The 12,466-nt window shown below is 70.8% G+C and carries 10 protein-coding genes; 2 read left to right on the forward strand and 8 right to left on the reverse strand.

The features are described from left to right. Positions 1–136: 136 nt before the first annotated feature. Positions 137–1,531 carry a histidine--tRNA ligase gene (gene hisS / locus AC2AXK_RS06675; RefSeq protein WP_484344577.1) on the reverse strand — a complete coding sequence of 465 codons (1,395 nt, stop codon included), beginning with the start codon at positions 1,529–1,531 and terminating at the stop codon, positions 137–139. A 222-nt stretch (positions 1,532–1,753) separates the two neighbouring features. Here hisS and AC2AXK_RS06680 point away from each other — a divergent pair, with 222 nt between their 5' ends. Then, positions 1,754–3,250, forward strand: coding sequence for a DUF349 domain-containing protein (locus AC2AXK_RS06680; RefSeq protein ID WP_484344578.1), 1,497 nt, complete (start codon positions 1,754–1,756; stop codon positions 3,248–3,250). 76 nt (positions 3,251–3,326) lie between these two features. Continuing rightward, positions 3,327–3,944: a hypothetical protein gene (locus AC2AXK_RS06685; RefSeq protein ID WP_484344579.1), complete on the forward strand. Its 618-nt coding sequence runs from the start codon at positions 3,327–3,329 to the stop codon at positions 3,942–3,944. On the opposite strand, the gene AC2AXK_RS06690 is transcribed toward AC2AXK_RS06685, so the two are convergent. From AC2AXK_RS06690 to ruvA, 7 genes are all read right to left on the reverse strand, one after another. Beyond that, positions 3,934–6,378, reverse strand: a complete 2,445-nt coding sequence (locus tag AC2AXK_RS06690; protein WP_484344580.1) for a RelA/SpoT family protein — start codon at positions 6,376–6,378, stop codon at positions 3,934–3,936. The genes AC2AXK_RS06685 and AC2AXK_RS06690 overlap by 11 nt on opposite strands. A gap of 50 nt (positions 6,379–6,428) precedes the next feature. Next, positions 6,429–6,977 carry an adenine phosphoribosyltransferase gene (locus tag AC2AXK_RS06695; RefSeq protein ID WP_484344581.1) on the reverse strand — a complete coding sequence of 183 codons (549 nt, stop codon included), beginning with the start codon at positions 6,975–6,977 and terminating at the stop codon, positions 6,429–6,431. Continuing rightward, positions 6,974–8,119 carry a protein translocase subunit SecF gene (gene secF, locus AC2AXK_RS06700; protein WP_484344582.1) on the reverse strand — a complete coding sequence of 382 codons (1,146 nt, stop codon included), beginning with the start codon at positions 8,117–8,119 and terminating at the stop codon, positions 6,974–6,976. Before secF ends, AC2AXK_RS06695 begins: the two co-directional genes overlap by 4 nt. Next, entirely contained in the window at positions 8,119–10,104 is a 1,986-nt protein-coding gene (secD, locus tag AC2AXK_RS06705) for a protein translocase subunit SecD (RefSeq protein ID WP_484344583.1), read from the reverse strand. The genes secF and secD overlap by 1 nt, the downstream gene beginning before the upstream one ends. A gap of 82 nt (positions 10,105–10,186) precedes the next feature. Then, positions 10,187–10,585: a preprotein translocase subunit YajC gene (gene yajC, locus AC2AXK_RS06710; protein ID WP_484344584.1), complete on the reverse strand. Its 399-nt coding sequence runs from the start codon at positions 10,583–10,585 to the stop codon at positions 10,187–10,189. Positions 10,586–10,711: 126 nt separating this feature from the next. Then, complete coding sequence (gene ruvB, locus AC2AXK_RS06715; RefSeq protein WP_484344585.1) at positions 10,712–11,782, reverse strand: Holliday junction branch migration DNA helicase RuvB; 1,071 nt, start codon at positions 11,780–11,782, stop codon at positions 10,712–10,714. After that, entirely contained in the window at positions 11,775–12,401 is a 627-nt protein-coding gene (gene ruvA / locus AC2AXK_RS06720; RefSeq protein ID WP_484344586.1) for a Holliday junction branch migration protein RuvA, read from the reverse strand. The genes ruvB and ruvA overlap by 8 nt, the downstream gene beginning before the upstream one ends. Positions 12,402–12,466 lie beyond the last annotated feature (65 nt).

A 12,466-nucleotide genomic window follows, 5' to 3' on the forward strand; every position in this document is an offset into this window, starting at 1 on the left:
CGGGGGTGCGGAGCGATCCTTGTCGATCGACGGCGTGTCCGCGATGGGGAGGAATACCCATAAGGCCGCCTGGCGCACGCACGGAGGAGCTGGCGCACCACCGTGGGGTGGTGCGCCGGGCGTCCCTGGTGGGGCGTCAGACCGCCGCGACCCCGGGCCAGAGGTCCTGCGCCGGGGGCGCCCAGGTCGCGGGATCGGCGTCGACCTGCTCGCCGCTGCGGATGTCCTTCACCTGGTGCGGGCGGCCCTCCGCGGGTGGCTGGTCCTCCCCGCCGACGGAACCGGGCACAGCCGGGAACCAGACGTAGGGGATCCCCCGGCGGTCGGCGAACTTGATCTGCTTGCCGAACTTCGCAGCGGCCGGGGCAACCTCGACCGGGATCCCCCGCGCACGGAGAGCGGCGGCGACCGCGTCGGACTCCGGGCGGGTGTCCTCAGCCGTGACCGCGACGACGACGGCACTGGGGACGCTCCGGGTGGCGGTCACGAGCCGCGCCCCCAGGAGTCGGGACACGAGACGTGAGATGCCGATGGAGAGTCCGACGCCCGGGTACGTGTTCGCCCCGTCCGACGCGAGCGTGTCGTAGCGACCTCCGGAGCAGATCGACCCGAGGTCCTCATGACCGACGAGCACCGTCTCGTAGACGGACCCGGTGTAGTAGTCGAGACCACGTGCGATCTTCAGGTCGGCCCGCACGACGCCCGGCGCACGGACGGCCGCGGCGTCCATGAGGGCGCCGAGCTCCGCCAGCCCCTCGTCGAGCAGCTCGCTCGCAGCGCCGTGGGCGGCGGCGAGTTCGCGCACCTGCGCGACGACGGAGGCGTCGGTCCCGGAGATCGAGGCCAGAGCGAGGCACGCGGCCGCCTGCTCGGCGGTCGCCCCGACCTCTGAGACGAGCGCGGCCCCGACCTTCTCGGCACCGATCTTGTCGAGCTTGTCGATGGTGCGCAGCACGTCGTCGACGGCGTCGAGCCCGATCCCGCGGTAGAACCCTTCCGCGACCTTGCGGTTGTTCACGAGGATCCGGACCTCCGGGACCCCGATGGAGCGCAGGGACGCGAGCGCCTCAGCCATGACGAGCGGCACCTCCACCTCGAAGTGGTACGGGAGGGACCCGGCACCGACGACGTCGATGTCCGCCTGGGTGAACTCGCGGAACCGGCCGTCCTGGGGGCGCTCGCCGCGCCAGACCTTCTGGATCTGGTACCGCTTGAACGGGAACGCGAGGTGACCAGCGTTCTCCAGGACGTAGCGGGCGAAGGGCACCGTGAGGTCGAAGTGCAGCCCGAGGGGCTGCTTGTCCGCTGCGGGGGCGTCGTCCTCGGCCTGCAACCGGCGCAGGACGTAGACCTCCTTCGAGGTCTCTCCCTTGCGCAGGAGCTGGTCGAGGGGCTCTGCCGCACGGGTCTCGATGCCCACGAAGCCGTGGAGCTCGAAGGTCCGACGGACGGAATCGAGGATGTGCTGCTCGACGATGCGGTCGGCGGGCAGCCACTCGGGAAAACCGGACAGGGGCGTGGGACGGGCCATAACCAGAGATCTTCCCAGATTCCGCCGCCGCGCCACGTCAGCGCCCACGGCCAGACTTCCCTAGACTGTCGGGAAGTCCTCCGACGCAGCGGTACCGCCGTGGCGTCGCAGTGACCGGCACGCCGATCGAGAACCGGCTCGTGGTCCTTCCCCGAGCAGTCGCTGACGTGCGTGTCACGGCCACCCCGTGACACGTGCGCCATCATCCAAGGAGCTGAACCTGTGACCGAGAGCACCGACCAGACACCGGACGTCACCGAGAACGTCGTCGTGACACCGGCGGACGCTCCGGGCGCAGGTGCGAGCGAGGCAGAGCCGGCGGCTGCAGCCCCCGCGCCGGCTCCTGCTGCTCGTCCGGTCCCCCGCCCCGTCCCGAGGCCGAGCGCGCGCCCGATGGTGCCCGCCGCGCAGGCTGCAGCTCCGGAGCGTCCGGTCGCGGCCATCCCCGACGAGCACGCCCAGACCCAGGCGGCCCTGGCGTTCGGGCGCGTCGAGGAGGACGGCAGCGTCTACGTGACGGAAGCCGCGGGCGAGCGCCTCGTCGGTCAGTTCCCGGGCGTCTCGAAGGACGAGGCGATCGCGCTCTACGTCCGGCGCTACCTCGACCTGCAGGCGAAGGTCGCCCTGTTCGAGGCTCGGCTCGGGTCGGCAGAGCTCACGCACAAGGAGATCGACTCGACGCTGGCGAAGCTCGAGGAGGAGACCGCTGAGCCCGCCGCAGTCGGTGACCTCGACGGCCTCCGTGCGCGCATCGCCGCGCTGAGCACCGCCGCCGCAGCCCGACGCGCCGAGCTCGACGCCGAGCGGACGGCCGCGAAGGAGGTGGCGCTCGCCGCCCGCACCGCGATCGTCGAGGCTGCCGAGAAGCTGGCGTCGACCGATCCCGCGAAGATCCAGTGGAAGCCCGCGGGCGAAGAGCTCCACCGGCTGCTCGAGGCCTGGAAGACAGCGCAACGTTCCGGTCCCCGGATCGACCGCCCCTCCGAGGAGGCGCTGTGGAAGCGGTTCAGCCACGCACGCACGACCTTCGACCGCGAACGCCGCCACTTCTTCGCCGAGCTCGAGAAGCAGAACTCGGGGGCCAAGGCGACCAAGCTGGCTCTCGTCGCCGAGGCCGAGCGGCTGGCGACGAGCACCGACTGGGGCGGGACGGCAGCGGCGTACCGCGATCTCATGGCGCGCTGGAAGGCCGCCGGGCGCGCGAACCGCAAGGACGACGACGCGCTCTGGACGAAGTTCCGTGCAGCGCAGGACACGTTCTTCGCTGCCCGTGAGGCGGCGAACGCCGCCACCGACGCCGAGTACGGCGAGAACCTTGTCGTCAAGGAGGCGATCCTCGCCGAGGCCGAGGCCCTGCTGCCCGTGAAGAACCTCGAGCAGGCGAAGGCGTCCCTGCGGGTGCTGCAGGACCGTTGGGAGGCCGCGGGCAAGGTGCCCCGTGGTGACGTCCAGCGCGTCGAGGCCCGCATGCGTGCGGTCGAGACGGCGGTGCGTGACGCCGAGCAGGCCAAGTGGACCCGCTCGAACCCGGAGACCCGCGCGCGGGCAGAGGGCGCGGCCGCTCAGCTCGAGACGGCGATCCAGGGGCTCGAGCAGGACCTCGCTGCTGCGCAGGCCGCGGGAGACACGCGGCGGGTCAAGGAGTACGAGGCGGCCCTCGCTGCCCGGCGGTCCTGGCTCGAGCAGATCGTCCGGGCCGCGGAGGACTCGAAGGGCTGACGCTGCGGGGGGCCGGTGTCCACAGGACCCGGCTCCACGCTGGCGCGCGGGGACCGCGCCGGTGCACTGTGGCGCCATGTCGACGACACCCGCCCGCAGCACCCGGCCGAGCCTCGCCGAGCTGCTCGCACCCCGGCCCGCGCCCACGCCACCCTTCACGCGCGAGCAGCTCGGCAGCCGGACCGCGTGGGACGCGCTGGTGCGCGACGGGGACCTCCTCGAGGTCCGTGACGGGTGGGCCGTCCCCGGCGGAACCCTCGTGACGCCCGCCGTCCGGGCCGCATCTCTTGCGTCGAGCCTCCCCCGGGACGTCGTCGTCGGCCGGGCCACCGCAGCCTGGGTGCACACCGGGCGTCACCGCGCGGACCGGTTGTGCGTCCTGTACGCGGTGGGCGGCTACCGGCCGCGCTCGGGGCCGGGCCTCGAGGTCGCTCAGGCCACGGTGCGGCCGTGGGAGACCGAGCGTGTCGGCAGCGTGGTCGTCACGACCCCTGTGCGGACGGCGCTCGACGTCGCGACCTGGTGTCCGGACGGAACGGCCGTGCCCGTCCTGCGCGCACTGCTCGCGCACGGTGTGGTCGTCGAGGACGCCCTCGCCAGGCTCGCGACGTTCGCGAACTGGCGGGGTGCCGCGCGCGCACGGGCCCGGCTCATCGCAGCGGGGCACGCGTACGCCCCCACCGTCACGCGGTGACGCGCTTCTCCGCCATCTTGGACCCGGTGATCCGGTAGACGTCGAAGACGCCCTCGATCTTGCGCACCGCTGAGAGCACCGTGGCGAGGTGGGCGGGTTCAGCCATCTCGAACACGAAGCGGGAGACCGCGACCCGGTCTGTCGACGTCGAGACGGTCGCCGAGAGGATGTTCACGTGGTTGTCGGAGAGCACGCGCGTGACGTCCGACAGCAACCGTGAGCGGTCCAGCGCCTCGACCTGGATCTGCACGAGGAACAGCGTGTTGCCCCCGACGGTCCACTCGACGTCGACGATCCGCTCGGGCTGCGCCAGCAACGCTTCGACGTTGCCGCAGTCCTCCCGGTGCACGCTCACACCCTGTCCGCGGGTGACGAAACCGATGATGGAGTCGCCAGGGACGGGGGTACAGCACTTCGCGAGCTTGACCCAGATGTCCTCGACACCCTTGACGATCACGCCGGGGTCGCCGGTACGCGGGCGTCGCGCGGCCTGACCGGGACGAGCGGTCTCCGCCAGGTCCTCGGCGTTGCCCTCTTCACCGCCCATCGACTGCACGAGGCGGTGCACCACGGTCGCGGCGGACACCTGGCCCTCGCCGATCGCCGCGTAGAGCGCGGAGACGTCCGCGAACCGCATCTCGTGAGCCGTCGTGACCATCGACTCGTGGGAGAGCAGGCGCTGGATCGGCAGGTTCTGCTTGCGCATCGCCTTGGCGATCGCGTCCTTGCCGTGCTCGATCGCCTCCTCGCGGCGCTCCTTGGAGAACCACTGACGGATCTTGTTCTTGGCACGCGGGCTCTTGACGAAGGTCAGCCAGTCCCGGCTCGGCCCGGCGGACTCAGACTTCGTCGTGAGGACCTCGACGACGTCGCCGTTGTCGAGGGCTGAGTCCAGCGGGACGAGGCGGCCGTTGACGCGCGCACCCATCGTGCGGTGGCCCACCTCGGTGTGCACGGTGTAGGCGAAGTCGACCGGCGTCGACCCGGACGGGAGCGCCACGACGTCACCCTTGGGGGTGAAGACGTACACCTCTCCCCCGCTGATCTCGAAGCGCAAGGAATCGAGGAACTCCGACGGGTCGGCCGTCTCCCGCTGCCAGTCGACGAGCTGCTTGAGCCACTGGAGGTCGCTGCCGCCGGAGTCCCCGGTCTTCGCGGCCTTGTCGGCCTCCTTGTACTTCCAGTGGGCCGCGACGCCGTACTCAGCGCGCCGGTGCATCTCGTGGGTGCGGATCTGGATCTCGACCGGTTTGCCCCCGGGGCCGATGACCGTGGTGTGCAGCGACTGGTACATGTTGAACTTCGGCATCGCGATGTAGTCCTTGAACCGGCCGGGCACCGGGTTCCAGCGCGCGTGGAGGGATCCCAGCGCCGCGTAGCAGTCCCGGACCGAGTCGACGAGGACACGTGTGCCGACGAGGTCGTAGATCTCCGCGAAGTCGTGACCGCGGACGATCATCTTCTGGTAGATCGAGTAGTAGTGCTTGGGCCGCCCGGTGACCGTCGCCTTGATCTTCGCTGACCGCAGGTCGGCCGCCACCTGCTCCCGGACGAGTGCGAGGTACTCCTCCCTCGCGGGCGCCCGCTCGGAGACGAGGTGGACGATCTCGTCGTAGACCTTGGGGTAGAGGGTCTGGAACGACAGGTCCTCGAGCTCCCACTTGATCGTGTTCATCCCGAGCCGGTGCGCGAGCGGCGCATAGATCTCGATCGTCTCGCGGGCCTTGCGCTGCGCCGAGGCGGACGGGACGAACTTCCATGTCCGGGCGTTGTGCAGCCGGTCGGCGAGCTTGATGACGAGCACCCTGATGTCCCGCGCCATCGCCACGACCATCTTGCGGACCGTCTCAGCCTGCGCGGCATCCCCGTAGGTCACCTTGTCGAGCTTCGTCACCCCGTCGACGAGCATCGCGATCTCGTCGCCGTAGTCCGCGCGGAGCTGGTCGAGGGAGTACTCGGTGTCCTCGACCGTGTCGTGCAGCAGTGCCGCAGCGAGGGTCGGCGGTGTCATTCCCAGCTCGGCGAGGATCGTCGCGACGGAGACGGGGTGCGTGATGTACGGGTCACCGCTCTTGCGGAGCTGACCGCGGTGGGCACGCTCGGCGGTGACGTAGGCGCGCTCGATGATCGAGACGTCAGCCTTCGGGTGGTTCGCACGGACCGCACGCAGGAGCGGCTCGAGGGCGGGGGTCCCGACGGAGTGCCGGGCCCCGAAGCGCACGAGTCGCGACCGCACGCGGCTCGCCGAGCTGATCGGCACCGGACCGGTGGGAGGCGAGGGGGGAACCCATTCCCCGGTCCCCGTCTGCTTCGGTTCCGCGGGGTTGACCTCGCGCACCGTCCGAGAATCGGGGGTCGCGCGGCCGTCGGCGGAACTCTCGGCGCTGCGCTCCTCGTGGACAGGAGTCGCTGTGCTGCGGGTGTCGTCGCTCATGTGCGCCTCCTCGTACCCCGGGCATCGTTCACCGTCCCGAGAAGCACATCTTACGGTTCGGCGCGCAGGACTGACGACACGGAGCGGCCGGAGAGGCGGTCCCGTCCTCCGAGGCCCTCAAGCTCGAGGAGGAACGCGAGCGCCACGACCTCGGCCCCGAGCGCCTCGAGGAGTGCCGCGCCTGCCGCAGCCGTTCCTCCGGTCGCCAGCACGTCGTCCACGAGGAGCACCCGCGACCCGGGCGCGACGGTCCGTTCCCTGATCTCGAGGGTCGCCTGCCCGTACTCGAGGTCGTAGGAGTGGCTGTGCACCGGAGGCGGCAGCTTCCCGGACTTGCGCACCGGGACGAACCCGAGACCGAGGCGTGCAGCGAGAGCGGAGCCGAGGATGAATCCTCGTGCTTCCGTCCCTGCGATCAGCTGGACCTCCGGGGGTGTCATCTCGACGAAGGCGTCCACCGTGGCGCGGAACGCGTCGGCGTCGACGAGCAGTCCGGTGATGTCCTTGAACAGGATTCCCGGCGTCGGGTAGTCAGGGACGTCGCGGACGTACGAGGCCAGGTCCGCGACGGGACGCGGGCTGCCCGTGGCGGGGCTCACCGATGGCCCTTGCGCTTGCGCGGCTGGGCGCGATGGCCCTGGTGCCCGCCCGGCTGCAGCTGCCCTGTGTACCGGATCCCCGCGCCGGCGGGCTCGAGCCCGTCCACGTCGTCCGGGGTTCCGCCGGCGGACGGGGAACCACCGCCGGCCGGGGCTGCGCCGACCGCTGGACGACGGGCTGCGAGCACCTTGGCCGTGTGGTCGCGCACAGCAGGTTCGCGCTCGCGCAGCGTGACCTCGAGCGGGGTCGCGAGGAAGATCGACGAGTACGTCCCGACAGCCATACCCACGAACAGCGCGAGGGCGATGTCACGCAATGTGCCCGCCCCGAGCACGAACGCCCCGATGAAGAGGATGGCAGCGACGGGCAGGAGTGCGACGACCGACGTGTTGATCGACCGGACGAGCGTCTGGTTGACCGCGAGGTTGGCCTTCTCCGCGTAGGTGCTGCGCGACTGGACCTCGAGCCCTTCGGTGTTCTCGCGCACCTTGTCGAAGACGACGACGGTGTCGTAGATCGAGTACCCGAGGATCGTGAGGAAGCCGATCACCGTTGCCGGGGTCACCTCCCAGCCGATGAGTGCGTACACGCCCGCCGTGATGATGAGGTCGTGGAACAGCGCGATCATCGCCGCGAGTGCCATCCGCCACGCACGGAAGTAGAGCGTCATGACCCCCGCGACGAGGACGAGGAACACGACGAGGCCTGTGAGCGCCTTCTTCGAGACGTCGTCGCCCCACGTCGGTCCGACCATGGAGCTCGAGACCTGCGTCTCCGGGACGTCGTAGGCCTCAGCGAGAGCGGCACGGACGGCCGCGGTCTCGTCGGCGTCGAGCTCGGCGGTCTGCACCCGCAGGGACGAGGATCCCACGGTGGAGATCCGCGGGACCTCGGTGTCGTCGACCGTGGCGACCGCCTCCGCCGCAGGCTCCTGGCTCGTGGAGGAGACGCCGTCCACGGTGAACTCCGAGCCGCCCCGGAAGTCGATCCCGAGGTTGAAGCCCCGCGTGAGGAGGATGAGGAGGCTCGCGACGACGAGCACGCCGGAGACGATGTAGAACTTCCGGCGCTGGCCCACGATGTCGTAGGACGTGCGGCCGGTGTAGAGGTTGTTGCCCCACTGGGCGAATCCCACGGCCATCAGAGGTCCCCGTCCTTGCGCTCGTCCGCGTCGTCGACTGCTGGTTGCTCGCCCGATCCCTGCTCGGCGGCGAGGCTCTGCTCCTCGCGCAGGCGCGCGGCACGTCGCTCGGCGATGGTCATCTGCCGTCCATCGCTGCTCGCCGGCCCCCCGGACGTGACGAGCACCTTCGGCTCAGCCGCGGTGGTGGGTACCTTGGTGGCGTCCTTCGACAGGGCGCTGCTCGCCACCCGGCCCCGGCCCGCGTAGCGCAACCCGGGCACACCGAGCCGGCGCGGGTCCAGCCCGGAGGCCGGGTGTCCGTTGCTGAAGAACTTCGTCTTCGCGAGGAGCTTCATCAGGGGGTGCGTGAAGAGGAACACGACGAGGATGTCGATGAGCGTCGTGAGGCCGAGGGTGAACGCGAACCCGCGGACCCCGCCGACGGCGAGGAAGTACAGCACGACCGCCGCGAGGAAGTTCACCGCGTCGGACGCGAGGATGGTTCGGCGCGCACGTTCCCAGCCGACGTCGACGGCAGACGCCAGCGACCGACCGTCCCGCAGCTCGTCGCGGATGCGTTCGAAGTAGACGATGAACGAGTCGGCGGTGATGCCGATGGCCACGATGAGCCCGGCGACGCCGGGCAACGACAGCCGGTACCCCTGTGTCCAGGACAGCACCGTGATGAGTCCGTAGGTGATGAGTCCGGCGACGAGCAGCGACGCGACGGTCACGAGACCGAGCGCGCGGTACTGGAAGAGCGAGTACACGACGACGAGGAGCAGGCCGATGACGCCGGCGATGAGGCCCTTCTCGAGCTGCTCGCTACCGAGCGTCGCCGAGATCTGGGCCTCGCTCTGCACCTCGAAGGTCAGCGGGAGCGCGCCGAAGTTCAGCTGGTTGGCGAGCTGGGTGGCGCTCTCCCGGTCGAAGGACCCCGTGATCTCGGCCCTGCCGTCGGAGATCACCACGCTGGAGTTGGGCGCGGAGATGACGAGGTTGTCGAGCACCATGGCGAACATGCCAGGGGCGGACGTGGGGGCCGCCGGGTTCCACATGTCGCTGCTCGGCAGGGTCGCCAGACGCGCGGTGGTCTCCGCGAACTTCTTGGTGCCCTCGGAGTTGAACTCGATGTTCACGGCCCACTCGTTGAGCGTCGCGCCCTGCTGGTTCGTCCGCAGGCCCGAGCTCGCGCTGGCGATCTCGGTGCCCGCGATCTCCATCGGGCCGAGGATGTACTTGGCCGAGCCGTCGACGGCGCACACGACCACCGGCTTGCTCGGGCTCGAGTCCCCACCGCCGACGAGGTTCTCGGGAGCCGTGCAGTCGAGGGCGTCGAACTCCGCGAGGAGCTCGGGGGTGACCTGAGCGATGTCGCTCGGGTTCGTCACCGCGGGCTCCGGAGTGGCGAACGGGTCGACCGTGGTCTCCTCCGACGGCTCCGCGGTGGGGTCCGCGCCCGCCGCGGTCTCGTCGGTCGGCACCGCGTCGTCGCCCGCGGCGACGTCCGGTGCCGGGTCGGTCACGCCGTCGCCGGCTGCCTCACCCTCCGTGGCCGCGTCGTCCGCACCCTCAGGGGTCTCCACGGCGGCGGGTCCGCCGAAGTACAGCACCGGGCGGAACTGCATCTGCGCAGACTCCCGCACGAGGTCGAGCGTCTCCTCGGACGGCGTCCCGGGGAGGGCGACGACGATGTTGCTGCCGCCCTGGCTCGTGATCTCCGCCTCGGCGACACCCGACGAGTCCACCCGCTGGCGGATGATCGCGATCGCCTGGTTGACGTCCTCGGTCGTCACCTCCTCGTTGTTCTCGGTGACGGGACGCAGGATGATCTGCGTGCCGCCCTCGAGGTCGAGCGCGAGCTTCGGGGCCCAGGACGCCTTCGTCTCCGGGTTGCTGATGAAGGTCCCGGCGAAGATCGACCCGAAGAGGGCGAGGAGGATGAGCGCGAGTCCGATGAGCGGGCGGCTCGGTCGGGACTTCTTGCGGCTGGTGGTGGCCAACGGAGTGTCTTCTCTCATGCGCGCCGGCAGACACGGTTGCGTCTGCCTGTGGGGCGTCGGACGGGACGAGCGTCCCGGTGGTCTACGAGGCGGCGTCGTCCCGCTTCGGCTTCTCGATGAGCCCCGAGATGTCGTCCGGGACGTTGAACGCCTGCTTGTTCTCGATGTCGACCTTCGCGGGCGTGGCAGCGTCGCCCTCCGCGGTGGATGTGGCATCGATATCCGTCGATGGTGCGTCGACCTGCTTCGCGATCGCGGCGCGGAGCCAGCGGGAGGTGTTCCCCGGGGTCGTCTCGAGCGTGATCTCGTCGTCGGCGACAGCGACCACCGTCCCGAGGTAGCCCGAGGCGGTCATGACGTTGTCACCGGGCTTGAGGTTGTCACGGAACGACAGCGCGGCCTGCTGCTTCTTGCGGGAGCTGCGCGACATGAGGAACATGGCGCCGACAGCGATGACGAGGATGAGGATCATGGGGTCCATGACGGGGAATCACGTCCTGTTCTGCTCAGGGGAACTCATGGAGTCTAGGCGCAGGCACGCCCAAGACACTAACGCCCCAGGTACCCCAAAAGTGCCCGCCCGTGCCCACCGGTCCGGGGCGGGCCGTCACGAGAACAGCATCGGGTCCGAGGCGGGCGGGACGAGTCCGAGGTGCTGCCAGGCCGCCGGGGTCGCGACGCGGCCGCGGGGCGTGCGTCCGACGAGCCCTTCGCGGACGAGGTAGGGCTCGGCCACGGTCTCCACCGTCTCCGGTTCCTCGCCCACGGTCACGGCGAGGGTCGTCAGGCCGACGGGGCCACCTCCGAACCGGGTGCACAGCGCTGTGAGGACCGCGCGGTCCAAGCGGTCGAGACCGAGCGAGTCGACCTCGTAGACGTCGAGGGCCGCATGAGCAGCGCGGAGGTCGAGCGAGCCGTCGCCCCGGACCTGCGCCCAGTCGCGCACGCGTCGGAGCAGCCGGTTCGCGATCCGTGGCGTGCCCCGCGATCGCGAGGCGATCTCGCTCGCGGCCTCGGCCTGGAGCGGCGCGCCGAGGAGCCCGGCCGAGCGGGTGAGCACCCGCTCGAGCTCCTCGGCCGAGTAGAAGTCGAGGTGCCCGGTGAACCCGAAGCGGTCACGCAGCGGCGCGGGCAGCAGCCCGGCGCGCGTCGTCGCGCCCACCACGGTGAAGCGCGGGAGGCTCAGCGGTATCGCGCTGGCGCCGGCCCCCTTGCCGACGACGACGTCCACGCGGAAGTCCTCCATAGCGACATAGAGGAGCTCTTCCGCGGGCCGGGCAAGCCGGTGGATCTCGTCGATGAAGAGCACCTCGCCCTCGTCGAGCGACGACAGGACGGCGGCAAGGTCCCCGGCGTGCTGGATCGCGGGGCCGGAGGTGACGCGCAGCGACGCGCCGAGCTCGGCCGCGATGATCATCGCGAGGGTCGTCTTGCCCAGCCCCGGCGGTCCGGAGAGCAGGACGTGGTCGGGCGCGGCGCCGCGCCCGAGCGCAGCCTGCAGCACGAGGGAGAGCTGGTCACGCACGACGCATTGTCCGACGAACTCGTCGAGGGTGCGTGGACGGAGCGCGGCCTCGGCTGCACGCTCGAGCTCGTCCGCCCCCGCGCCGGTCGTGCGTGCGGGCGTGAGGTCGAGGCCGAGGGCGTCGAGCTGGGCGTCGACGTCCGCGTCATCCACGGGAGCCGCCCAGCACCTTGAGGGCGGAGCGCAGCACCGTGGGCACCTCGGCCGCAGCCACCTCGGTGCTCCCGGCGTCCGAGAGCACGACGGCGATCGCGTCCTGTGCCACCTTTGCGGACCAGCCCAGGCCGACGAGCGCCTCGACCACCTGCTCGGTGTGGTCCCCTGCAGGCGCCGCACCTGCGTGGCCGTGTGCCGCCCCGGCGTCGCCGGCAGGTGCACCGAGCTTCCCGCCGAGCTCGAGGATGAGTCGCTGCGCACCCTTCTGCCCGATGCCGGGGACGCGCGTGAGGGCTTTGACGTCCTCCGCGGCCACCGCGCGCCTCAGGGCGTCGGGGGTGAGCACGGCGAGCAGGGCGAGGGCGAGCCGCGGGCCGACCCCGCTGACGGTCTGCGTCGTCTCGAAGATCGACCGCTCGTCGTCGTCGGCGAACCCGAACAGCGTGAGGGAGTCCTCCCGCACGACGAGGCTCGTGGCGAGCGTCACCGGGTTCCCGGTGCGCAGACCCGCGAGGGTGGCCGGGGTCGCATGCACGAGGTAGCCGATTCCGTTCACCTGGACGACCGCACTGTCCAGACGCACGGACTGCACGGTTCCGCTGAGTGACGAGATCACGCTGGTTCCACCTCTGACTCCATCGAGCGACGCGGTCGCGTCCCACCGGTACCGGCCCCGCAGGT

Source organism: Sanguibacter sp. Z6_81, assembly GCF_057180625.1.

Excerpts from the sequence above, each read along its gene's own strand:
- hisS (WP_484344577.1), bottom strand. The coding sequence starts at position 1,531 with ATGGCCCGTCCCACGCCCCTGTCCGGTTTTCCCGAGTGGCTGCCCGCC.
- AC2AXK_RS06685 (WP_484344579.1), top strand. The coding sequence starts at position 3,327 with ATGTCGACGACACCCGCCCGCAGCACCCGGCCGAGCCTCGCCGAGCTG.
- AC2AXK_RS06690 (WP_484344580.1), bottom strand. The coding sequence starts at position 6,378 with ATGAGCGACGACACCCGCAGCACAGCGACTCCTGTCCACGAGGAGCGC.
- secF (WP_484344582.1), bottom strand. The coding sequence starts at position 8,119 with ATGGCCGTGGGATTCGCCCAGTGGGGCAACAACCTCTACACCGGCCGC.
- yajC (WP_484344584.1), bottom strand. The coding sequence starts at position 10,585 with ATGGACCCCATGATCCTCATCCTCGTCATCGCTGTCGGCGCCATGTTC.